The 20,742-nt window shown below is 46.6% G+C and carries 23 protein-coding genes and 1 pseudogene; 13 read left to right on the forward strand and 11 right to left on the reverse strand.

The window, feature by feature from the left end:
• Positions 1-8: 8 nt before the first annotated feature.
• Entirely contained in the window at positions 9-1,298 is a 1,290-nt protein-coding gene (bioA, locus tag GY843_RS16565; RefSeq protein ID WP_297311211.1) for an adenosylmethionine--8-amino-7-oxononanoate transaminase, read from the reverse strand.
• Between the two features lie 271 nt (positions 1,299-1,569).
• Between bioA and GY843_RS16570 the strand changes: the two genes are divergently transcribed.
• The 4 genes from GY843_RS16570 to GY843_RS16585 all read left to right on the forward strand — a co-directional run bounded on the left by GY843_RS16570 (position 1,570) and on the right by GY843_RS16585 (position 4,342).
• On the forward strand, positions 1,570-2,013 hold the full coding sequence (locus GY843_RS16570; protein WP_297311213.1) for a hypothetical protein: 444 nt from the start codon (positions 1,570-1,572) through the stop codon (positions 2,011-2,013).
• Between the two features lie 72 nt (positions 2,014-2,085).
• Positions 2,086-2,937 carry a DUF692 domain-containing protein gene (locus tag GY843_RS16575; RefSeq protein ID WP_297311215.1) on the forward strand — a complete coding sequence of 284 codons (852 nt, stop codon included), beginning with the start codon at positions 2,086-2,088 and terminating at the stop codon, positions 2,935-2,937.
• Positions 2,918-3,694, forward strand: coding sequence for a putative DNA-binding domain-containing protein (locus tag GY843_RS16580; RefSeq protein WP_297311216.1), 777 nt, complete (start codon positions 2,918-2,920; stop codon positions 3,692-3,694). The genes GY843_RS16575 and GY843_RS16580 overlap by 20 nt, the downstream gene beginning before the upstream one ends.
• 42 nt (positions 3,695-3,736) lie before the next feature.
• Positions 3,737-4,342: a DoxX family protein gene (locus tag GY843_RS16585; RefSeq protein ID WP_297311217.1), complete on the forward strand. Its 606-nt coding sequence runs from the start codon at positions 3,737-3,739 to the stop codon at positions 4,340-4,342.
• 71 nt (positions 4,343-4,413) lie between these two features.
• Here the strand turns inward: GY843_RS16585 and GY843_RS16590 are convergent, their stop codons facing one another.
• The 6 genes from GY843_RS16590 to GY843_RS16615 all read right to left on the reverse strand — a co-directional run bounded on the left by GY843_RS16590 (position 4,414) and on the right by GY843_RS16615 (position 9,014).
• Positions 4,414-4,584 (reverse strand): hypothetical protein, encoded by a 171-nt coding sequence (locus tag GY843_RS16590; RefSeq protein ID WP_297311218.1) that lies wholly within the window; start codon positions 4,582-4,584, stop codon positions 4,414-4,416.
• Positions 4,585-4,694: 110 nt separating this feature from the next.
• A complete protein-coding gene (locus tag GY843_RS16595) occupies positions 4,695-5,045 on the reverse strand; it encodes a hypothetical protein (RefSeq protein WP_297311219.1) in 351 nt (116 codons plus the stop codon).
• Positions 5,046-5,130: 85 nt separating this feature from the next.
• The gene (tsaA, locus tag GY843_RS16600; protein ID WP_297311220.1) at positions 5,131-5,856 is read right to left on the reverse strand and encodes a tRNA (N6-threonylcarbamoyladenosine(37)-N6)-methyltransferase TrmO; all 726 of its coding nucleotides are present in this window, start codon (positions 5,854-5,856) and stop codon (positions 5,131-5,133) included.
• Positions 5,853-6,608 (reverse strand): sulfite exporter TauE/SafE family protein, encoded by a 756-nt coding sequence (locus tag GY843_RS16605; RefSeq protein WP_297311221.1) that lies wholly within the window; start codon positions 6,606-6,608, stop codon positions 5,853-5,855. Before GY843_RS16605 ends, tsaA begins: the two co-directional genes overlap by 4 nt.
• Complete coding sequence (locus GY843_RS16610; protein ID WP_297311222.1) at positions 6,598-8,244, reverse strand: Na/Pi cotransporter family protein; 1,647 nt, start codon at positions 8,242-8,244, stop codon at positions 6,598-6,600. The genes GY843_RS16605 and GY843_RS16610 overlap by 11 nt, the downstream gene beginning before the upstream one ends.
• Before the next feature lie 80 nt (positions 8,245-8,324).
• Positions 8,325-9,014, reverse strand: coding sequence for a ComF family protein (locus GY843_RS16615; RefSeq protein WP_297311223.1), 690 nt, complete (start codon positions 9,012-9,014; stop codon positions 8,325-8,327).
• A 111-nt stretch (positions 9,015-9,125) separates the two neighbouring features.
• On the opposite strand from GY843_RS16615, the gene bioB reads away from it, so the two are divergent.
• The 7 genes from bioB to GY843_RS16650 all read left to right on the forward strand — a co-directional run bounded on the left by bioB (position 9,126) and on the right by GY843_RS16650 (position 15,015).
• Positions 9,126-10,169: a biotin synthase BioB gene (gene bioB / locus GY843_RS16620; RefSeq protein ID WP_297311241.1), complete on the forward strand. Its 1,044-nt coding sequence runs from the start codon at positions 9,126-9,128 to the stop codon at positions 10,167-10,169.
• Positions 10,170-10,213: 44 nt separating this feature from the next.
• On the forward strand, positions 10,214-11,386 hold the full coding sequence (bioF, locus tag GY843_RS16625) for an 8-amino-7-oxononanoate synthase (protein WP_297311224.1): 1,173 nt from the start codon (positions 10,214-10,216) through the stop codon (positions 11,384-11,386).
• On the forward strand, positions 11,383-12,156 hold the full coding sequence (gene bioH, locus GY843_RS16630) for a pimeloyl-ACP methyl ester esterase BioH (RefSeq protein WP_297311225.1): 774 nt from the start codon (positions 11,383-11,385) through the stop codon (positions 12,154-12,156). The genes bioF and bioH overlap by 4 nt, the downstream gene beginning before the upstream one ends.
• Positions 12,156-12,953: a malonyl-ACP O-methyltransferase BioC gene (gene bioC / locus GY843_RS16635; RefSeq protein WP_297311226.1), complete on the forward strand. Its 798-nt coding sequence runs from the start codon at positions 12,156-12,158 to the stop codon at positions 12,951-12,953. The genes bioH and bioC overlap by 1 nt, the downstream gene beginning before the upstream one ends.
• 7 nt (positions 12,954-12,960) lie before the next feature.
• Positions 12,961-13,650 carry a dethiobiotin synthase gene (gene bioD / locus GY843_RS16640; protein WP_297311227.1) on the forward strand — a complete coding sequence of 230 codons (690 nt, stop codon included), beginning with the start codon at positions 12,961-12,963 and terminating at the stop codon, positions 13,648-13,650.
• Positions 13,651-13,736: 86 nt separating this feature from the next.
• Positions 13,737-13,988 (forward strand): hypothetical protein, encoded by a 252-nt coding sequence (locus GY843_RS16645; RefSeq protein WP_297311228.1) that lies wholly within the window; start codon positions 13,737-13,739, stop codon positions 13,986-13,988.
• A gap of 76 nt (positions 13,989-14,064) precedes the next feature.
• Positions 14,065-15,015 (forward strand): putative metalloprotease CJM1_0395 family protein, encoded by a 951-nt coding sequence (locus GY843_RS16650; RefSeq protein WP_297311229.1) that lies wholly within the window; start codon positions 14,065-14,067, stop codon positions 15,013-15,015.
• A gap of 30 nt (positions 15,016-15,045) precedes the next feature.
• Here the strand turns inward: GY843_RS16650 and GY843_RS16655 are convergent, their stop codons facing one another.
• The 4 genes from GY843_RS16655 to xseA form a co-directional block, all read right to left on the reverse strand.
• Positions 15,046-15,804 carry an alpha/beta fold hydrolase gene (locus GY843_RS16655; protein WP_297311230.1) on the reverse strand — a complete coding sequence of 253 codons (759 nt, stop codon included), beginning with the start codon at positions 15,802-15,804 and terminating at the stop codon, positions 15,046-15,048.
• 77 nt (positions 15,805-15,881) lie between these two features.
• On the reverse strand, positions 15,882-16,508 hold the full coding sequence (locus GY843_RS16660; protein WP_297311232.1) for an FKBP-type peptidyl-prolyl cis-trans isomerase: 627 nt from the start codon (positions 16,506-16,508) through the stop codon (positions 15,882-15,884).
• Between the two features lie 60 nt (positions 16,509-16,568).
• Complete coding sequence (locus GY843_RS16665) at positions 16,569-17,423, reverse strand: peptidoglycan DD-metalloendopeptidase family protein (protein WP_297311233.1); 855 nt, start codon at positions 17,421-17,423, stop codon at positions 16,569-16,571.
• A gap of 5 nt (positions 17,424-17,428) precedes the next feature.
• Positions 17,429-18,790, reverse strand: a complete 1,362-nt coding sequence (xseA, locus tag GY843_RS16670) for an exodeoxyribonuclease VII large subunit (RefSeq protein WP_297311235.1) — start codon at positions 18,788-18,790, stop codon at positions 17,429-17,431.
• A gap of 163 nt (positions 18,791-18,953) precedes the next feature.
• Here xseA and guaB point away from each other — a divergent pair, with 163 nt between their 5' ends.
• Together guaB and GY843_RS16680 are read left to right on the forward strand one after the other, a co-directional pair.
• On the forward strand, positions 18,954-20,423 hold the full coding sequence (gene guaB / locus GY843_RS16675; RefSeq protein WP_297311237.1) for an IMP dehydrogenase: 1,470 nt from the start codon (positions 18,954-18,956) through the stop codon (positions 20,421-20,423).
• A 93-nt stretch (positions 20,424-20,516) separates the two neighbouring features.
• Positions 20,517-20,742, forward strand: a pseudogene (locus GY843_RS16680) (GMP synthase (glutamine-hydrolyzing)); the annotation flags it as partial.

Genomic DNA, 20,742 nt, shown 5'->3' on the forward strand with positions numbered 1-20,742 from the left:
CTTATCGCTTAACTATTTCTGTATTCTGCTACTGATTCAACCATACCGGAGGTAAGTTGCTCAAGATCTTCGTCGGTCATCACGTACGGTGGCATCACATAAACCAATTTTCCGAATGGACGTATCCAGAGACCGCGTTTGATAAACAGTTTCTGGATTTCGGTGGTGTTAACCGCTTCTTTCATCTCAATAACGCCGATAGCACCCAGACAGCGAACATCAGCTACATTAACAAGCTCTTTGGCTGCAGCTAAGCCTTGCTTTAGCCCTTGTTCGATGCGCTTAACGTTTTCCTGCCAATTGTTTTGCTGAAGTAATTCCAGACTCTTATTCGCAACTGCACAAGCGAGAGGGTTGCCCATAAAGGTTGGGCCGTGCATAAAACAGCCTGCCCCGCCCTGAGAGATGGTTTCACCAATGTGAGTCGTTGTGAGAGTTGCTGCCAGGGTCATATAACCGCCGGTAAGTGCTTTTCCTAGGCAGAGAATGTCAGGTTGTATTTCCGCGTGTTCACAGGCAAATAGTTTTCCAATGCGACCAAAGCCAGTAGCGATCTCATCCGCTATTAACAAAACGTTATATGTATCACAGAGCTGGCGTGCATGTTTCAGATATTCCGGAGAGTAGAAGCGCATACCTCCAGCGCCCTGCACGATCGGTTCGAGAATCAGTGCGGCGATGTTGGGGTGGTTTTCCTTAAGTAATTTATGCAGGCCTTCAATGTCCTGTTCGGCCCATTGATCGTCAAAACCTATTTGTGGTGCAGGTGCGAAAAAGTGTTCTGGTAATACCCCAGTGAAGATTTCGTGCATACCGGTTACAGGGTCACAGACTGACATCGCGCCAAACGTATCGCCGTGGTAGCCGTTACGAATGGTCAGCAGTTTGTGTTTTTCCGGTTTTCCTTGGGCGTGCCAGTATTGGATTGCCATTTTAATGGCTACTTCTGCAGCAACTGATCCTGAATCAGCAAGAAAGACCTTATCCAGCCCCTCTGGAGTCATATCAACTAGCTTTCGACAAAGTTCAATTGCTGGTTCGTGAGTGAGTCCGCCGAACATGACATGAGACATCTTATCAATCTGAGCATGCGCTGCTGCATTTAGTTCAGGATGACTGTAACCGTGAATCACTGACCACCAGGATGCCATGCCATCTATCAACTCTCGTCCATCAGCCAGCTTCAGGCGAACGCCACTAGCAGATTCCACCGGGTACATAGGGGGTGGATTGATCATAGATGAGTAAGGGTGCCAGATATGTTGCTGGTCAAAAGCGATCTGCTCAGAAGAGATCATGTTGGCCGTTTCCTTTGTCATAAGGTGTAAGTTCGGAGGTCATTTTCAGTGAACTGTTAGCTAAAAGGAAGATCTTTGACCAAAGTTTTAGGGAACCAATTGATAGTAATGTGCTCTATTAACCAGAGATTGAGCGCGGGAATAAAAAAGAAAACTTTTTTTGAAACTTTATTCTCAACCCTCAGTCACAAAACGCAAGAGCAGTGACAGGCTCTCGAAAAAATCAATCGTAAGCAAGATTACAAAAATGAATAACTGGGGTGAATCAAAAATGGCTAAGAATTCTTCTGTAAAACCTATGGTAGCTGCTGTTGGTGCGGCGTTCATTGCTGGCATGGCTACTGCACCTGTTGCGACTGCTGCAGAGAATCCTTTTGCTACGTCTGAACTTTCTTCAGGTTATAGCCAGCAGGTTGCTATGAATGAAGGTAAGTGCGGCGAAGGCAAGTGCGGTGGTAAAGCTGAGAAGTCTGAAGGCAAATGCGGTGAAGGCAAATGCGGCGGCGATAAAGCTGGTAAGTCTGAAGGCAAGTGCGGTGAAGGCAAATGTGGCGGCGATAAAGCTGGCAAGTCTGAAGGTAAGTGTGGCGAAGGTAAGTGTGGTGGTTCTAAGGCATCTTCCGAAGGTAAGTGTGGCGAAGGTAAATGCGGTGGTTCCAAAGCGTCTTCTTCAGAAGGCAAGTGCGGTGAAGGCAAATGCGGTGGTTCTAAATAATCACTGCTATATTTCATAGCAATTTCTGGCCCTGCAATGCGGGGCCTTTTTCTCTTCAAAGCGAGTTTAATAATGGTTGATAAACAGTATCCGGTTTCAGGGGCAGGCTTTGGTTACAGGCGCTGCATGAGCGAAACACTTAAAGATGCTGATGCTACTGCATTCGATTTTCTGGAGATCGCTCCGGAAAACTGGATCGGATTAGGTGGACGCTTCGGTAAAGCATTCCGCCGATATACCGAACAGTTTCCGTTTATCGCCCATGGTCTATCTTTGTCCATTGGTGGACCAACACCACTGGATATGGAATTTCTTAATAAACTCAAAGCTTTCTTGGCTGAGCATAATATCCGTGCCTATTCAGAACATCTGAGTTATTGCTCAGATGATGGACATCTTTATGATTTGATGCCAATTCCTTTTACGGAAGAAGCAGTTAAATATGTAGCGGATCGAATTCGTCAGGTACAGGATGTTCTGGAACAGAAAATAGCGATGGAAAATGTCTCTTATTACGCTGCTCCGGGTTCAGAGATGAGTGAGCAGGAGTTTCTGTTGGCAGTTCTAGAAGAGGCCGATTGTGAATTGCTGTTGGATGTGAATAACATCTATGTAAACAGCATCAACCATAAATACGATGCTGAGGCTTTTCTTAAGGCGATGCCAGCAGAGCGTATTATGTACCTGCATATTGCGGGTCACTATAACGAAGCGGAAGACCTTATCGTGGATACCCATGGTGCGGATGTTGTTGATCCGGTGTGGAATCTCCTCCAGAAAACCTACGATCATTTTGGTGTCGTACCAACCCTATTAGAGCGAGACTTTAATATTCCTCCAATACCTGAGTTACTGCAGGAAGTGGAACAGGTCCGTTTTTATCAGAATCAATGGAAAATGAGCCATGCAAAAACAGTTGCCTGAACGACCTCATTTTCAACAGTTGCAGTATCAGTTTGCTGCACATATCCGAAATCCTGATAAATATGAAAAACCAGCGGATATAGAAGATCGCCGGATGGGTATTTATCGGGATCTGTTCTTCAACAATGTTGAAGGTTTTCTATCTGGGAATTTCCCGGTTTTTAAGCAGCTCTGTGCGGATGATTACTGGCAGAGAGTAGCTCGAAACTTTTTTGATAACCACCACTGTCATACCCCTTACTTTCTGGAAATTGGTCAGGAGTTTATGGCGTATGTGGCTAATGAGCGGGAGCCAGAGGATGAAGATCCAGTCTTCATGCAAGAGCTACTGCATTACGAGTGGGTGGAATTAGCTTTAGATGCCTCCGAGGTAGAGCTGCCCCTGGATGATGTGGATGCGAATGGTGATCTGCTCGCAGGGCATCCGGTACAGTCGCCACTGGCTTGGTTGCTGTCCTATCAATTCCCTGTGCATTGTATTCGTCCGGAATATCAACCGGACAAACCTTCAGAACAACCGACATTTCTGATTGCATACCGGAATCGGGAAGATGAGGTGAACTTTATGGAGGTGAACTCTGTAACAGGTCGCCTTTTATATCTGTTATCTGAGGATGAAAACCTGAGAGGGGAGCAGGCTTTGCGGCAGATTGCAGAAGAGATGAAACATCCCGAGCCGCAACAGGTAGTCAATGGTGGTTTAGATACTTTGGAACATTTGCGGGCCAAAGGAATCATACTAGGAACAAAACAATAATTATCACTGTGCATAGCTGTACAGGTTTTAAAGGGTGAAATCATGGCGAATGCAGTAATTAATTTCGCAAATCGTTTGCAGAATGTGCTTAATTGCACCCGTTGCGCAGATGGTCTTGCTCCTCTGTTACTACGCTTATATCTGGCGCCTGTATTCCTACAGGCGGGGTGGAATAAGCTTTCCAGTTTCGAAGATACAGTAGCTTGGTTTGGTAATCCGGATTGGGGGTTGGGTTTGCCAATGCCTGAAGTGATGGCTGCCCTGGCAGCAGGAACTGAGTTTATCGGCGGTATTCTGTTAATTGTCGGTTTTGCTGTACGTTGGATCAGTATCCCGCTGATGATCACCATGCTGGTGGCTGCTTTTGCTGTACATTGGGAAAACGGTTGGTTGGCTATCTCCGATGGAGGCAGTTGGTTGGCAAATGACAGGGTGATGGAAGCTCAGGAGCGTTTAGCTGCGGCGAAAGGCCTTCTTCAGGAGCATGGGCACTATGACTGGTTGACTGGTAGAGGCTCTATTGTAATTCTGAACAATGGTATTGAGTTTGCGATCACTTACTTTGTGATGCTATTCAGTTTGTTCTTTACTGGCGCAGGTAAGTTTGTCAGCTTGGACTATTGGGTTGCGAAGAAATTCAGAGATTGATTCACTGCTGAATAAAACGAACAATAAAAAGGCCGCATTAGCGGCCTTTTTATTGAAATCTAAGGAAAAACTTAGTGTTGGCGGGGTGTGGTCAGGATGCAGAACATCGCATCAGCATACCAGTGGGATGCACTGAAAAGATCGTTGATGCTTTCGGATTCAAAAACACGCTCAACGTAACCTTCAAATAGGGCATTGCTCTCTTCAAAAAAGTTTTCGACCTGACTTATATCGTAATTCATGACCACCTCTGCTTTAAATCTCCTTAGATCTTCCTGAATTAAAATTCCATAATGGCTGAGTATTCTACTCAGGCTTTAGACTTTAGTCAAAATATTTGATTAAAAGTTGATCAGAGCGTGTTTTCTAATAACTTTTTCTTTTCTTCTGTTGAGAGGTCATCAAGCTTCTTGTCTGTAAGTTCGTTAAGTAGATCATCTAATAAAGGAGAGCATTCGCCGCCTGAGTCTACAGCGTTATTAATCAGGTCCATTATCGACATATTACTTTGACTTTTCAGCGCTTGCTGGTCGTCCATGCATTGCAGGTAGTTTTGCAGATAAATATAACTGGTATTGCTTTGTTCACTGATTAGATTGGGTAACTCTGTTATCCACTGTTGGAGCAGCTCCATCTCATCATTTGCAGATGCAACAGGGCTTAATAGCAAACCGGTCAGTAATAGAATTGTTAGTCTTTTCATAAATGAATATGCGTTACCGAATTATGGGAAGGTTAACACGATTAATCTGAAGCCAGGATGAACCGGCTGGATCATGGGCACAGGTTTAAACCTGCGTCCCAACCTGCAACTCTATATTATCCACAATAATTTCTGCATCGGTGATTCGAAAGCGAATATTAGCGTTGTGAAGTGTTACACCGTAGCTGTGATCTGGGTTATTTTTCTTATAAGCCGGTCGCGGATCGCATTTTAGTAATTCGGTAATCTGCTGCTGAACTGGTTGTTGGATATCTTTCTCTATTGTCTTACACGCTTCCAGCGCAGTAGATGAGAACTTTACAGATTGAGGTAGCAGCTGAATATTAGGAGCAAAAGAGCACTCTGCTTCAGGAATAATATCCGAATAAGGTAGGTAGGGTTTGATATCAATAATAGGTGTGCCATCAAGTAGATCAGCGCCACTGATGACTAACTCAATAGCTGAGCCTTGTTGTTCAATGGCGATTAGCTTCACCGGCGACATGCCAATTGGGTTAGGGCGAAACGGGGAGCGAGTGGAAAAAACGCCCATCCGTTTGTTACCACCAAGACGAGGCGGTCGGACTGTTGGCTTCCAACCTTTATCTACACATTCACTGAAGATAAACAGCAGCCATATGTGGGTACACTGTTCCAAGCCTCGAGCCATTTCAGGGTTTGCGTATTCGCCCAGTAATTGAACTCGGGATATCAGGCTTTCCGCAAGCCCAGGTTGACGGGGAATACCAAACTTTTCTTTGTATGGGCTTTTTATCTTTGCAACCGTTTCAAGGGAAAAGGAGGTGCTCATATCAGATTCATCTCAATCAGCGCGTCATAAACTAGCTTGCTGCCAGTTAGAACCAGAAAAAAGTAACAAGCACGGTAGAACCATAGGTCGCTGATCTTATGGTGGAGTATGGTGCCAATATACACCCCGACTGGGGCTAGAGGTGCAAGAACCAGGGCTGCCAGTAAGGTTTCCTGTGTAAATTGACCTAACCAGGTATACGGGATCAATTTCATGTAATTGATCGCGGCGAAGAAGACAATGGTTGTGGCCGCGTAAGTGGACTTGTGTAGTTTTAGTGGGAGCAGATAAATGTTGAGTGGCGGGCCGCCTGCATGAACGCCAAAGCTAGTAAAGCCAGCAATGGTTCCCCAGAAGTAACCTCTGATTGTACTTGGTTGACGGGCTTCTGCTTGTCGTTTCAAGACACTGTAGGCTACAAAGGTGAGGGCAATGGTCCCGATCATTAGTTTGATCTGTGCATCGTTGAGGTATTTAAAGCTGAAGGCCCCAAGAATGATTCCGATGCCAGCGGCGGGAATAAGCAGTAGCAGGTTTTGCTTATCTACGTGGCCTTTAAACCGCAATAAACCAACCAGATCCATTAAGCACAGAATAGGTAGCATGATAGCTGCGGCGACAATAGGAGGTGCAGACAGGGCTATCATCGGCACGGCGATAAAACCTAATCCCCCTCCAAAACCACCTTTTGAAATGCCAACAATCAGAACTGCTGGAATTGCGGCTAAATAGAAAATTGGATCAGTCAGCATCAAGAGCGTCTCTTCTGTTCAATGGCGATTCCCTGTGTTGCATTGGGGTGAGGCTACTCCAATAGCGTGCCGCTTTTTCTACCTGCTCTGCCAGGCGGTGAATATGGCTCAGTGCATCCAGAAGTTCGATGCTCTCTTTAGGTTTAATCTGTCCGGCGATACTGCTTTCCATCACCTGTGATTTTAGGTGCTGGTAATTTTTCTCAAGGCTTTTTATCTGTTTGCGGCTTTCTAGCCCCGACTGATAAGCGTCTTCGTAAATCTCACAGCTATCAATCAAATCAATCGTTTTGTGCTGGTAATCATGGATCAGCTTTTTCAGGGACTGATCAGAAAGTTGTTCAAAGTGATCATAGTATTTCGGCATCAGAGCAGATAAGCGAGCTATCTCACTGTAATAGCGGGTAATGCGCATGGCTGAAGGCAAAATAGTACTGACCTCTTCGGTCAGGTTTTCCTGAGCAATCTTCTGATTGTATTTTCCAATCTTACCGTTCAGATTGTGGATACTGTTCATCAGAGCTGTAAGCTTTGGTGTTTCTGAGATGTCTGCACTAACAGCAGTTCTCGCCATATCTGAAGTTAGTTGGCTCACTCTGCAGAGTTCGTTACTCATTGCTTCAACAGCTATGCTGGGGGTGCTGAGTACAGTATTGTCGAGAAAACGTGGCTGTCCTACATCCTCCTCCTGGGAGCGGAATCGTTTGCGTAGGAATAGCTCTAAGCGATCCGTCAGGGGCCACATAAAGGCAACACCCATCAAATTAAACAGAGTATGGAACGCGGCAAGCAGAGTAACGTAATCCAGATTCTCTATCTCTCCGTTGATGACGCTAGAGAAAATCACCAGCAGCAGAATACCTACCGCACCGGTTATCAGGTTGAAAATAACGTGGGCTGCTGCGATTCGTTTCGCGTTAGAAGTGGCTCCGATAACTGACAGCATCGCTGTAGACGTGGTGCCTAGGTTTGCGCCTATTACTAGTGCTCCAGCTGCGGCTAGATTGATTGATCCTGCAGCCGCCAATGAGAGGGTGATAGCCATAGCTGCCGATGAGGATTGCATCAGAAAAGTCAGAACAAAACCTGCAATCACGAACAGGATGAGCCCCAAAGGTGATTGATCGATCTGATCCAAAGGCAGTTGGTCATCCAAACCATCGAATGCGTTTTTGAGGAAATCGAGGCCAATAAAGAATAGGCCAAAGCCAGCCAGAGCCATACCTATGTGGCTTATCTTACGATCGTTGCCCGCTAATTTAATTAGCATGCCGATACCTACAAGGGGTAGGGCAAAGGCACTGATCTTGATCTTGAATCCTATAAGTGCAACCAGCCAGCCGGTCATAGTTGTACCGATATTACAGCCGTAGATGACGTTAATGGATTGCTTCAGCCGGAGCAGGCCAGCATTAACGAAGCCTATTGTTGCGACTGTCACTGCACTGGATGATTGCACTAGAGCGGTTATAAAAATACCGGAGAATAAGCCACGGCTGGGAGATTGTGTTGCGGCTTCCAGCGTTGTTTTCAGGCCCTGACCTGCAGCTTGTTTCATGCCGCTGGTCATCAGATGCATGCCGAGTAGAAACAGGCCGATACCGCCTGCCAGATCACCAATTAAACCAAATGTCATCGATCAATTAATCTATTGCTGAAGATAGAATCTAATTGTTGATGTTCAGTTCGTTTTTAGCAATGTAAAACTGCTATTTTTCATCGTTCAGTGCGGGCAATTACCAAGACTTCGATGGTTAATGCCCCTGCTGCCATTAGTGCCTGGCTGGCTGATTCCAGCGTTGCACCTGTCGTCATGACATCATCAATTAGCAATACATGCCTTTGTGACAGTTTCACGCAGTGGAAAGCGCCTTGTTGATTCCTGAGCCTCTGTTTGCGTTCAAGCTGCATCTGCTTTGGAGTATTGCGGACTTTCTTCAGGCTGTTTTTATCAATAGGGATGCCTAACGCTTTACTCAGCTGACTAGCCAGAAGTTCTGATTGATTAAAGCCTCTCTTAAATAGACTAACTCTGTGCATCGGAATGGGAATAATGCAGTCGAACTGGTTTAAATGAGCGAGTTTCTCCTCGCATAGTCTGCTTAAGTGACCAATATATTGTGCTTTACCGTTGTACTTTATACTGGATATAAGTTGGTCTATTGGAAAGCGGTATTCAAAAAGAGCGGTGACTTTACGAAATGTTGGGGCTTTTTTCAGACAGTTGGCACAGATCAGTTCTGAGTTGCTAGCGGGGAGAGGAAGGGCGCAGATTTGGCAATGTTCCTGTAGCCAGGGTAGATCATCGAAGCAGGACTGGCAGAAACCAGAGCTTAGTGAACTAGAGGTTCGACATAAAATGCATTGATTGATTATTGATCTGTAGTTAACTATTGGTTTTTTCATAAGTTGACAGTTCCTTCTGTCAGGATAAAATTGCACTCTTAAACTTTGTGAGCAAAAGATACCGAGAAGCTTCCTGCTTCGATGTGGTTATTTTCCGGGAGAATGAGCAAGATGCAACAGTTGGGTGCAATTCGTCACGACTGGACAGAAGCTGAGGTTAAAGCGCTGTTTGAGCTGCCTTTTAATGACCTGATGTTTAAAGCGCATACAGTACATCGCGAGAACTTTGATCCGAATGAGGTTCAGGTAAGCACGCTGCTATCGATCAAAACTGGTGCATGCCCGGAAGACTGTAAGTACTGCCCACAGAGTGGACACTACAATACCGGTCTTGAAAAAGAGCGTTTGATGCAGGTTGAAAAGGTTATCGAGAAGGCGAAAAAAGCTAAAGAAACCGGTTCGACCCGATTCTGTATGGGGGCTGCGTGGAAGCACCCGGCTGATAAAGATATGCCTTATGTGGTTGAGATGGTTAAGCAGGTCAAGGCGCTGGGTCTTGAGACTTGTATGACTCTGGGAATGCTGGATGAGAACAAAGCTGGTCAGTTAGCTGAAGCAGGGTTGGATTATTACAACCATAATCTGGATACCTCACCGGAGTTTTACGACAAAATTATCACTACACGCACCTATCAGGACCGTCTGGATACTCTGCAAAATGTACGAGATTCCGGTATGAAAATCTGTAGTGGCGGCATTCTTGGTATGGGTGAAACTGCTACAGATCGTTATGGCCTGCTAATGCAGCTGGCCAATATGCCAGTTCAACCAGAAAGTGTGCCGATCAACATGCTGGTGAAAGTGGAAGGTACCCCTCTGGAAAATGTTGATGATCTGGATCATTTGGACTTTATCCGTACCATCGCAGTAGCTCGAATCATGATGCCGGCTTCCCATGTTCGTCTTTCTGCAGGTCGTGAAAAGATGAGTGATGAGATGCAGGCGATGACCTTCTTCTCTGGTGCAAACTCTATCTTCTATGGAGAGTGTCTGCTGACAACACCAAACCCTGAAACTCATCGTGATGTTCAACTGTTCCGTAAACTAGGTATTAATATGGAGCAGCGCATCTCTGAGTCTGATGAAACTCAGGAAGCGGCACTGATGAATAGCCTGCAGAAACAGCAGGACAGTGATCACTTCTACGAAGCATGATGTTGGATCAGAGGTGATGCCTCTGGTCATTTTGAGTCGTCTTTATGTCTTTTAATGAATTAGCTGCTGAGTTGGAACAGCGTCAGCAGCAGTTTCTTTATCGCAAACGCCGTACCCTGGAAACACCGCAGCAGCCTTTGGTTCAGGTGGATGGTCGGGAGTATCTGGCATTTTGCTCCAATGATTATCTGGGGTTAGCTAATCACCCTGAGGTGATTGAAAGTTTCCAGGCCGCAGCGAATCAGTATGGTGTTGGCGGTGGAGCCTCACACCTGGTGAGTGGACATAGTCAGGCGCACCATGAACTGGAATTGGCTCTGGCTGAGTTTACCGGTCGTCCCCGTGCGCTACTGTTCTCTACTGGTTACATGGCTAATCTAGGTGCAGTTAATGGTCTGCTGGATAAGCAGGATGCGGTTTTCCAGGATCGTTTGAACCATGCTTCATTGCTAGACGCGGGTTTATTAAGCGGTGCTCGTTTTCAGCGTTACCTGCATAATGATGCAGAGAGTCTGGATAAGCGTTTGGGAAAAACTGAAGCTAGGCGCAAGCTGGTAGTGACGGATGGTGTATTCAGCATGGATGGTGATGTGGCAGACCTGCCTGCACTTGCCAAAACCTGTCAGGCTCATGAAGCATGGTTAATGGTTGATGATGCTCATGGGTTTGGTTGTCTGGGGCAGAGTGGTGGCGGTTGTGCTGAATTGTATGAGATGGGGCATGAGAAACTGCAGGTACTGGTGGGTACTTTGGGCAAGGGCTTTGGCACAGCGGGTGCTTTTGTTGCGGGCTCAGAGGAGTTGATTGAAACCCTGATTCAGCATGCACGTACTTATATCTATACCACCAGTATGCCGCCGGCCGTTGCCGCGGCTACACTTACGAGCTTAAAGCTTCTTCAGCAGGAAGCCTGGCGCAGAGATAAACTGGAAGCGCTGATTGAGCAGTTCCGAACAGGCTGTGAGCAGATTGGTTTGCAGTTGATGGATTCGCCTACGCCGATTCAACCGATTTTGGTGGGTGAGTCCGATAAAGCTTTGGAAATAAGTCAGGGCCTGGAAGACGACGGTATCTTTATTAGTGCTATTCGCCCACCAACGGTTCCTCAGGGTGGTGCTCGCCTGCGTGTAACCTTGAGTGCTGCCCATGATGAGAAACAGGTAGTTCATCTTCTTGAAGTGCTTGAAAAGGTTTCCAAAAAGGCAGGCTTAATATGAGCATGAATCTGTATACAGAGTACCGGGAGAATTCAGGTAAGCCTGAGCTGGTTCTACTGCATGGTTGGGGTATGAGCAGCCAGGTTTGGGGTGAATTTGCTGAGCAGTTGGCTCAATATTTCAGTCTGACGCTTATTGATCTTCCTGGGCTTGGGCGTTCTCAAGAGTTCCCGGAGCCTTATACAACAGATGCCGTTGTTGAAATTTTATCTGCTCATGCTCCTGATAAAGCGTTTTGGTTGGGTTGGTCCATGGGAGGGCAGATCGCAACCGCTTTTGCTGCACGTTACCCTCAGCGGGTTTTGAAACTAGTAATGCTGGCCTCTAATCCCTGTTTTGTGCAGAGAGAGGATTGGCAACCCGCTATGGATGAGGAAACTCATAGCCAGTTTGAAAACTCTCTGTCCGCTAATGTTAAGAAAACTCTTAACCGTTTCATCATGCTACAGACTCAGGGTGCAGAGCAGGGGCGAGAGATTCTAAAAACGCTGAAAACGCTGCTTTCTGGATTAGAACACAGTGCTCCAGAGCTAAGCTTGTCCCCGCTTAGGGAAGATGTCCGATTGCTGCTCGCCGCTTTACCAATGCCAGTTCTGCAGTTGTTTGGAGAGAAGGATTTACTGGTACCCGTTTCCGCGGCTGAGGCATGCACTCAACTCACAGGGCGAGAGTCTATTGTTTATGCGGGAGCAGGGCACCTGCCGTTTATTTCTCATCAGGAGCAGGTTCTGGATGATGTGCTGCAGTTTTTGCAGGAGCGAGTGGCATAGTGGTTGAAGCACTGATCAATAAACAGCGTGTCGCAAACTCGTTTAGTCGGGCTGCTGGGACATACGATAGTGTTGCTGAGCTGCAGCGTGATATTGGTACTCAATTACTCACTTTACTACCGCAAAGCAGCCCGCAGTCCATGCTGGATCTTGGTTGTGGTACGGGCTTTTTTACCCCAGCGTTAAAGCAAAACTTTTCAGATGCTACCCTTTTTAATCTGGATCTTGCCTTCGGGATGTTGCAGTTTGCGCGTGAAAATCGCCCTGCAGAGAAAACTCATTGGTTGTGTGCCGATGCAGAAGCTTTGCCTTTGGCTACAAAGAGTATCGATCTGGTTTTCTCCAGCCTCGCGATTCAGTGGTGTGAAAATCTGCCCCATCTGTTTAGTGAAATTGAGCGCATATTAAAACCTGGAGGTCGATTTATATTCTCGACATTGGGGCCTCAAACTCTGTGTGAATTGCGAATTGCCTGGAAAGAAGCTGATTCCTATGTGCACGTTAATGAATTTATGCCGGATTCGGATATTCGTAACGCTATATCGGATGGATTGATGCTGACTCACCTGGAAGAGGAGTTGCGAATATTAAAATACGCGCAGCTTAAAGGTTTGACCGATGAGCTAAAACGTTTGGGCGCGCACAATATGAATGCGGGCCAACAGGTAGGCTTAACCGGAAGAGAGCGTTTGCGACGCTTTAAATCTGCATATGAGCATCAACGGTTGGATGATGGTACTTTGCCAGCAACCTATCAGGTTTATTATGCAGTAGTTGAAAAACCATTGGGGAATTAAACAGAGAATGGCAAAACATAGTTTTTTTGTGGCGGGTACAGATACCGATGCGGGTAAGACGGTAGTTTCTGCAGGCTTGTTAGAAGCAGCAAACGAGAAAGGTATGAGCTCCATGGGGCTGAAACCTATTGCAGCGGGTTGCGAAAAAACAGATGAAGGCCTACGTAATTCTGATGCGTTGCTTCTGCAGGCGGCTGCCAGCATTAAATTACCTTATGATCAGGTAAACCCGATAGCCTTTGAGCCTCCCATTGCTCCCCATATCGCTGCAATTGAAGAAAAGCGTATGTTGAGCGCGGATCGTATCTCCGCTTTATGTAAAGGTGCATTGATGCAACCGGCTGATTTTGCCATTGTGGAGGGGGCTGGTGGTTGGCGTGTGCCTCTGAGTCATCGCGAGACGATGGCTAATATCCCTAAAAATCTCAATATTCCTGTGATCTTGGTTGTGGGAATGAAACTGGGCTGTATCAATCATGCTTTGCTCACAGCTGAGAGTATTGCTCGTGATGGCTTACGCGTAGCTGGTTGGGTTGCTAATCGTATCGATCCGGATATGGAGCGTTATGATGAGAACGCTGCGACCATTGAAACGATGCTGAGAGCCCCTCTTATTGCTGAAGTCCCTTTTCTTGAGGAACCATCCGCCAAAAATGTTGCCCAATATATTGATCTGGATAGATTGCTAGCAGAGTAATATAGAACAAAAAATGACCATTTTCGGTTGATGTTCTATAATTACTGTTGCGAAAGCTGTATCTGAATTAATATTGAGGTGTCAGCATGAATGTAACTAATGCATTACAGACTGGACTGGTGGGTATTAATCGTGGCTTAGACAATGCGCCAAGAGCTGCGGGAGATGTAACTGGATCTGGTAAACCTGACGAGCCTGAACAGGCAACAGGTCGGGTGCAGAATGAAGCTGTAGTTGAATCTGCAGCAGGTAGCACTGTAGAAGCAGCAGCTACAAAAGTTGTGAGTCAGGCCGTGGAACCCGGTGAGCTTGGCGCAATTATCAACGTGCGAGTTTAATCGCAGGGATTCTGGGACGAATCGGTGAAGCAGGTGTTTGCTTTACAGCTAGTTAAAATGAGAGGGAGGGTTTGAAATGCAGATTTTCAACGCCGCAAACTCTCAAGCGTTAAATTCTAACGCTGTTCCCAGTGAGCTTCGTTCCCGTGAAGCTCAGCAGTTGCTTTCGTCCGTAGAAAATGTATCTCCTGAAGAGGAGTTACAGTCCAGCCGTGCAACAATTAATCGTGATCGTGTCACTCTTTCTGCTGAAGCTGCAGAGCTCTCCCGTCTTGCGTCGGCAAGTTCTGCGCAATTAGAGCGTGATGATGGAGAGCTTGTTGGTCTTGAATCTTCTACTGCCTCATCAGCTTCCACTACTGTAGCTGCTGCACCGTCTTCACCTGGAGCGCAGGATGCTAAGTCTGTTGAGAAAAAGATAGAGCAGCAGGAATTAGAACAGACACGTGAGCTGTCCAAACGCGATCCCGAGGTCCGTGCCCATGAGCAGGCTCATGCAGCGATTGGCGGTCAGTACACTTCCGCGCCTAGTTATACCTATGAGCGTGGTCCGGATGGTCGTTTATATGCGGTAGCAGGTAAGGTGAAAATAGATACTTCGCCAGTGCCTAATGATCCTGAAGCTACTCTAGAAAAAGCTGAGATAATCCAGCGTGCAGCACTGGGTGTAGCTGAACCATCAGCGGCCGATCGTGCTGCTGCAGCTGATGCGCGGGCGATGGCGGCAGAAGCCAGAGCAGAGATGCTGCAACAAGAAGAAGATATGAGGACTGAAGAAGCTCAAGCTGCTGCAGAAGAATCTGAATCTGAGGAAGATGATGATTCGCCTACTGCAGGTGAGCGTCTACAGGAGTTCCGAGATCAGCAGCAGGCGCGTTCTGATGGCGCTGCTGAGGCCTTGAATGATTTCAATGATCGAATGAAAGATATCAACAAAGAGCTGGCTGAGATTAACAAAAAGTTAGTTGATGCCGGAGTGTTCCAGAAGTTATTCCCTGAAGGCTCCCTTCTAAGCCAGAAGGTTTAAGCCTTTCCTTTCTTTTTACGGTTTTCAGCTTTACCCTAAATAATTCAATATCAGCTGCGTAAATTCAGCAGGTTTCTCCGCGTGAGGCCAATGCCCTGCATTCTGAATGATTTTGTAATCCGCTTTAGGAAACATGGATAAAACTGCATCACGGTATTTAGGTAATAAGTAATCGGAATTGGCGCCTTTAATAAACAGCACCGGGCTCTGGTATGCATCGCCTTCAGGAGCAGCGCTGATATTCTGATATTGCTCATGCAGCGTTTCCAGATTCATACGCCAGGCAAATTTTTTGTCTTCTGTGCGGTAAAGGTTTTTCAGCAAAAAAGCCCGGACACCTAGTTCATCTATATATTCGGCAAGCTGTTTATCTGCATCGCCACGGGATTTAAGTGAATCCAGATCCACAGCAAACAAACCTTTGAATACATCGTCATGGTGAGGTGTATATTCCACAGGAGCTATATCAACGATGATTAGTTTGTTGATCAATTCCGGGCGGGATAGCGCTAACTGCATTGCCGCTTTTCCGCCCATGGAGTGACCTATGATATGTGCCTTTTCCAGATTCAGATGCTGCATTAATGCAGCTATATCTTGGGCCATCAAATCATAGCTAATGTCCTCGGAGTGAGGAGATTTACCGTGATTGCGCATATCTGCAGCGATAACCCGGAAGTTTTCCGATAAGGTCTTTATCTGCGCGCCCCAGTTTTCAAGGGTGCCAAACAGCCCGTGCAAAATGATTAGAGGTTCGCCTTCACCATGAATCTGGTAGTTCAGTAGCATCTTATTTTATACCCAAAATAAAAAGGCGGCAGTGAGAACCAGTGCCGCCTTGGAGAAGCTTAAGTTTATTTCTGTAACTACAGAATTTCCAGCAGCTCTACGTCAAATACCAGTGCAGAGTATGGAGGGATACCGCCTGGAGAACCCTGAGCACCGTATGCTAGGTTGTAAGGGATAAATAGTTTCCACTTAGCGCCTTTGTTCATCAGCTGCAGAGCTTCAGTCCAACCGGCAATCACGCCACCTACAGGGAATTCCGCTGGCTGGCCACGATCATAAGAGCTGTCGAAAACACTGCCGTCAATGAATGTGCCGTGGTAGTGAGTGCGTACTTTAGATTCGCGAGTCGGCTTTTCGCTGCCTTCTTCGCCGGCTTCGATGATTTCGTACTGCAGACCAGATTCAAGAACAACAACACCGTCACGTTTAGCATTTTCTGCCAGGAACTCTTCGCCAACAGCAGAAGCCTGTTTTGCTTCTTCTTCCTGCTTAGCGCGCAGACGTTCATTAATTACGTTGAAAGCTTCCTGAATATCCTTAACTTCAACGCGCATCTCTTCGCCGTTGAAAGAATCTGCTATACCTGCGGAGATAGCGTTCAGGTCCATGCCATCAAAAGGCTGTTGAGCCAGCTGATCACCCATCTGGCGACCGATGCCATAACTTGCTTTCTGTTCCAGTGTTTCCAGTTGTACTTCAGACATTGATTAGGTCTCGCTTTGTCATAAAAAAACGAACTCAATAGAGAGCTCGTTGCGAATTCTTTACTTGTTCAAAAACAATATGGGGTCGACCCGGGTATTATTCAAGCTCACGCTCCAATGAAGATGTGGGCCGGTTACACGGCCTGTCTTTCCGATAGCACCCAACTGATCGCCGGTAGTAACTTTGTCGCCGATTTTTACGTCGATTCTGCTCATATGGCAGTACATGGTCGTCAGGCCAAAACCATGATCAACAATGACTGTATTACCGTTAAAAAAGTAATTACCCGTATCTACTACAGTACCAGCAGCTGGTGCTGTAATCGGAGCGTCCTGTGGTGCCGCTATATCCAGACCACTATGTGGGTTACGAGGTTGTTTATTAAAAAAACGCTTTAGGCCAAACGGGCTGCTGAAAGGGCCTTTTGCGGGTAGTTCAAATCGAGTTGCAGGTATAGATGGTTCGCTCCAACTTTTGTACGCGGCGACCATTTTGGCTTTCTCTCTGCGCCAGCGCTTAACATCTTCAGGGTCAGGTTCAACATGGCGTTTGTTTTTAATGGTTAGGTACTGGGCTTTGTATTCTTTGTCATCCACCTGAAAATAAAAGGAGGTGGCGTCTGCGCGAAGATGCTGTTTCTGGTCAGCTTTTGCGCTTAGTGGGATGCCTGCTACCGCTATCCATTTGCTCTGGTCTGCAAAGGCGGTTTCTGCACTGGGCAATACCATCACTCTATTGCCTTTGTACCAAGCTGAAGGGGCAATATTACTGTTTAGGCCTTGCAGCGGGATTATGGCAATACCGCCGGGGACGCGGTTTTCTTTTGGTAGCTCAAGGGCTTGTGCGACAGTAGATGCTAGTATCAGAGCACCTGTCAGGAACCATCGTTGTCTTAATGATTTTAAACTTAGCATCCTATCTATTCCTTAATAATCTCTTCGACGGAACAACGTAATCGTCCCTGATGTAGTTGGGTCTCAATTGTGTTTCCAGTTTGTTGGGATGAGGCATTCATAATCACCTTGCCATCAGAATCCTTAACAATGGCGTAACCTCGTTCCAGTGTGGCTAAAGGGCTGACAGTGTTAAGCTGAGCCATCAGTGCTTTTAACTTAAATTGTTTTTGTTGCAACAGAGTTTGCTTAGCTTGTTTTAATCTCAGCTTCAGCGATTGAAGATGCTCCTCTTTTCGTAGGAGCAGTTGGGCCGGGGATTGGGCTTGAAGTCTATTGCTTAACTGATGTTGAAGGTGTTGCTGTTGCTCCAGTTTTCTGCGAATGGAACTGTTCAATCTTAATTCAAGGTTGTCTAGACGTTGGGCTTGTTCTTTTAAATTTTGCCCTGGGTGCCTCAGTCGGCTTTTCAGTAATGATAACTTGTTTGCAGCCTGTAATAGGGAGCCGCGAAGTTGAGAATTCAGTCGTTGGTTGAGTTGATTTAGTCTGAGTCTGAGTTGATGTTGGTCTGGGCTGACCAGCTCCGCTGCCGCAGAAGGTGTTGCCGCACGAACATCAGCAACGAAATCACTGATCACAACATCAACTTCGTGACCTACTGCGCTGATAACAGGTAGTTCGCAATCAAAAATGGTTCGGGCGACCTGTTCGTTGTTAAATGCCCATAAATCCTCTAGTGAGCCACCTCCGCGACCTACAATCAGCAAATCACACTCTTGATGAGCTTCTGCCAGAATGATGGCTTTACAGATCTGTTGAGGAGCATCTTCACCCTGAACTGCTGTCGGATACAGTGTGACGGGTAGTCCTGGGAAGCGGCGTTTCAGAACTGTAAGAATGTCATGTACAGCAGCCCCTGTGGGTGAGGTAACAACGCCTATATGTCTTGGGTGCTCAGGAATAGGTTTTTTAAGTTGTGTCTCAAATAAACCTTCCTGCTGTAGCTTGAGTTTGAGTTCTTCAAATTCCGCTTGTAGTGAGCCGCTTCCTGCGGGTTCTAAAAATTCGCAGATTAGTTGGTATTCACCACGTCCTTCGTACAAGCTGACTTTAGCCCTGACTACAACTTTATCGCCATTTTTTGGTAGAGGCTTTATCAGTTGATTGCGGTTTTTGAACATTGCGCAGCGGACCTGCGCTTTGTCATCTTTGAGTGTGAAATACCAATGCCCGGAACTAGGTCGAACGAAATTGGAAACTTCACCTTCCACATGGATCATCAGGAAAGATCGTTCCAACAGGGTGCGGGCCTGACGATTAAGTTCTGCTACGCTGATTGCGTGCTTTGTAGGGCTGCTATTAGCTGAGGAGGTTTGGTTAAACATGGGCCTCATCTTAAACGATCTTTTTCGACAAATTCGAGCCTAAATTACTTTTTTCTCCAAGCGGTTTAATTTATTCGTCATTGATAACTTTTAGATTGAGACTAAAGGCTGATTTCTGTATAATTTCGCGTTTAAATTTTCTCACTACATAGGCTGGCAAAGAATGTTGCGAATTGCTGAGGAAGCACTCACTTTTGACGATGTGTTGCTGGTTCCGGGCTACTCTGAAGTACTGCCTAAGGACGTTTCACTTAAAACTCGTCTGACTAAAGGAATCGAACTTAATATTCCTCTGGTTTCTGCTGCGATGGATACTGTAACCGAATCGGGTCTGGCGATCGCTATGGCTCAGGAAGGTGGTATCGGTATCATCCACAAAAACCTGACTATTGAGCAGCAGGCTGCTGAAGTACGCCGCGTGAAGAAATATGAAGCGGGCGTTGTCAGTGACCCTGTAACCTGCCGTTCCGATATGACTGTTGGAGAGCTGCGCCAACTAGCGGCAGACGCTGGTTTCTCAGGTTTTCCGGTTGTTGATAATGGCGATCTGGTGGGTATCGTTACGGATCGTGATTTCCGTTTCGAGCGTAAACTGGAAGCAACTGTTGCGTCCATCATGACTCCTAAAGATCGTCTAGTGACGGTTAAAGAAGGTGTAGATCCTGATGATGTGCGTAACCTTCTGCGTAAGCACCGTATTGAAAAGATTCTGGTAATTGATGATGCCTTCAAATTGCAGGGCATGATGACTGTTAAGGATATGAACAAAGCCCAGTCCCACCCGAATGCAGCGAAAGATGCTAAAGGCCGCCTGATTGTTGGTGCTGCAGTAGGTACGGGTCCGGAAACACCAGATCGAGTTACTGCGCTGGTAGAAGCGGGTGTTGATGTAGTTATCGTTGATACTGCGCATGGCCACTCTAAAGGTGTTATTGATCGTGTTGCTTGGGTTAAAAAGACATTCCCTCAGGTTCAGGTAATCGGTGGCAACATCGCTACAGCTGAAGCAGCTCATGCGCTGGCAGATGCGGGTGCTGATGGTGTTAAAGTTGGTATTGGCCCAGGTTCTATCTGTACTACACGTATCGTTGCTGGTGTTGGTGTTCCTCAGATCAGTGCTGTAGCTAATGTTGCAACAGCGATGGCTGAGCGTGGCGTTCCTGTCGTTGCTGATGGTGGTGTACGATTCTCTGGTGACCTGGCTAAAGCTGTTGTGGCAGGTGCATCTGCGATCATGGTTGGCTCTATGCTGGCAGGTACTGATGAAGCACCAGGTGAAGTTGAACTGTTCCAAGGCCGTGCATTTAAGTCATACCGTGGTATGGGTTCCCTGGGTGCGATGGGTCAGTCTTCTGGTTCATCTGACCGTTACTTCCAGGATGCTTCTAAAGGGGTTGAGAAGCTAGTGCCGGAAGGTATTGAAGGTCGTGTGCCTTGTAAAGGCCCAATGGGTGGTGTTGTTCACCAGCTAGTTGGTGGTCTACGTGCCGCAATGGGATATACCGGTAGTGCGGATATCCAGAACATGCGTACAGTACCTCAGTTTGTTCGTATCACTAACGCAGGTATGAGCGAGAGTCATGTTCACGATGTGAGCATCACTAAAGAAGCGCCCAACTACCGCGTAAGCTAAGTTATTGAACTCTTAAAAGAGGGGTGGAATTGATTCCGCCCCCTTTTTTTTTTGCGGAAAGCAAATTCTGTAAAACATAGAGACAGAAAAGTTATGACCAAAGATATTCACGCTCAACGAATTCTGATTCTGGATTTTGGTTCACAGTACACTCAGCTGATTGCGCGTCGTGTACGTGAGATTGGTGTTTACTGTGAGATTCACGCTTGGGATATGTCTGAACAGGATATCCGTGAATTTGCGCCTAAGGGGATTATCCTGGCAGGCGGTCCTGAATCGGTAACTGAAGGTGACTCTCCTCGAGCACCTGAGGTTGTAT

This window comes from Neptuniibacter sp., assembly GCF_024231755.1.
Lineage (GTDB): Bacteria > Pseudomonadota > Gammaproteobacteria > Pseudomonadales > Balneatricaceae > Neptuniibacter.

What these genes read in the sequence shown, in the direction of transcription:
- bioA (WP_297311211.1), bottom strand. Translation starts at nt 1,298, where the DNA reads ATGATCTCTTCTGAGCAGATCGCTTTTGACCAGCAACATATCTGGCAC.
- GY843_RS16570 (WP_297311213.1), top strand. Translation starts at nt 1,570, where the DNA reads ATGGCTAAGAATTCTTCTGTAAAACCTATGGTAGCTGCTGTTGGTGCG.
- GY843_RS16575 (WP_297311215.1), top strand. Translation starts at nt 2,086, where the DNA reads ATGGTTGATAAACAGTATCCGGTTTCAGGGGCAGGCTTTGGTTACAGG.
- GY843_RS16580 (WP_297311216.1), top strand. Translation starts at nt 2,918, where the DNA reads ATGCAAAAACAGTTGCCTGAACGACCTCATTTTCAACAGTTGCAGTAT.
- GY843_RS16585 (WP_297311217.1), top strand. Translation starts at nt 3,737, where the DNA reads ATGGCGAATGCAGTAATTAATTTCGCAAATCGTTTGCAGAATGTGCTT.
- GY843_RS16590 (WP_297311218.1), bottom strand. Translation starts at nt 4,584, where the DNA reads ATGAATTACGATATAAGTCAGGTCGAAAACTTTTTTGAAGAGAGCAAT.
- GY843_RS16595 (WP_297311219.1), bottom strand. Translation starts at nt 5,045, where the DNA reads ATGAAAAGACTAACAATTCTATTACTGACCGGTTTGCTATTAAGCCCT.
- tsaA (WP_297311220.1), bottom strand. Translation starts at nt 5,856, where the DNA reads ATGAGCACCTCCTTTTCCCTTGAAACGGTTGCAAAGATAAAAAGCCCA.
- GY843_RS16605 (WP_297311221.1), bottom strand. Translation starts at nt 6,608, where the DNA reads ATGCTGACTGATCCAATTTTCTATTTAGCCGCAATTCCAGCAGTTCTG.
- GY843_RS16610 (WP_297311222.1), bottom strand. Translation starts at nt 8,244, where the DNA reads ATGACATTTGGTTTAATTGGTGATCTGGCAGGCGGTATCGGCCTGTTT.
- GY843_RS16615 (WP_297311223.1), bottom strand. Translation starts at nt 9,014, where the DNA reads ATGAAAAAACCAATAGTTAACTACAGATCAATAATCAATCAATGCATT.
- bioB (WP_297311241.1), top strand. Translation starts at nt 9,126, where the DNA reads ATGCAACAGTTGGGTGCAATTCGTCACGACTGGACAGAAGCTGAGGTT.
- bioF (WP_297311224.1), top strand. Translation starts at nt 10,214, where the DNA reads ATGTCTTTTAATGAATTAGCTGCTGAGTTGGAACAGCGTCAGCAGCAG.
- bioH (WP_297311225.1), top strand. Translation starts at nt 11,383, where the DNA reads ATGAGCATGAATCTGTATACAGAGTACCGGGAGAATTCAGGTAAGCCT.
- bioD (WP_297311227.1), top strand. Translation starts at nt 12,961, where the DNA reads ATGGCAAAACATAGTTTTTTTGTGGCGGGTACAGATACCGATGCGGGT.
- GY843_RS16645 (WP_297311228.1), top strand. Translation starts at nt 13,737, where the DNA reads ATGAATGTAACTAATGCATTACAGACTGGACTGGTGGGTATTAATCGT.
- GY843_RS16650 (WP_297311229.1), top strand. Translation starts at nt 14,065, where the DNA reads ATGCAGATTTTCAACGCCGCAAACTCTCAAGCGTTAAATTCTAACGCT.
- GY843_RS16655 (WP_297311230.1), bottom strand. Translation starts at nt 15,804, where the DNA reads ATGCTACTGAACTACCAGATTCATGGTGAAGGCGAACCTCTAATCATT.
- GY843_RS16660 (WP_297311232.1), bottom strand. Translation starts at nt 16,508, where the DNA reads ATGTCTGAAGTACAACTGGAAACACTGGAACAGAAAGCAAGTTATGGC.
- GY843_RS16665 (WP_297311233.1), bottom strand. Translation starts at nt 17,423, where the DNA reads ATGCTAAGTTTAAAATCATTAAGACAACGATGGTTCCTGACAGGTGCT.
- xseA (WP_297311235.1), bottom strand. Translation starts at nt 18,790, where the DNA reads ATGTTTAACCAAACCTCCTCAGCTAATAGCAGCCCTACAAAGCACGCA.
- guaB (WP_297311237.1), top strand. Translation starts at nt 18,954, where the DNA reads ATGTTGCGAATTGCTGAGGAAGCACTCACTTTTGACGATGTGTTGCTG.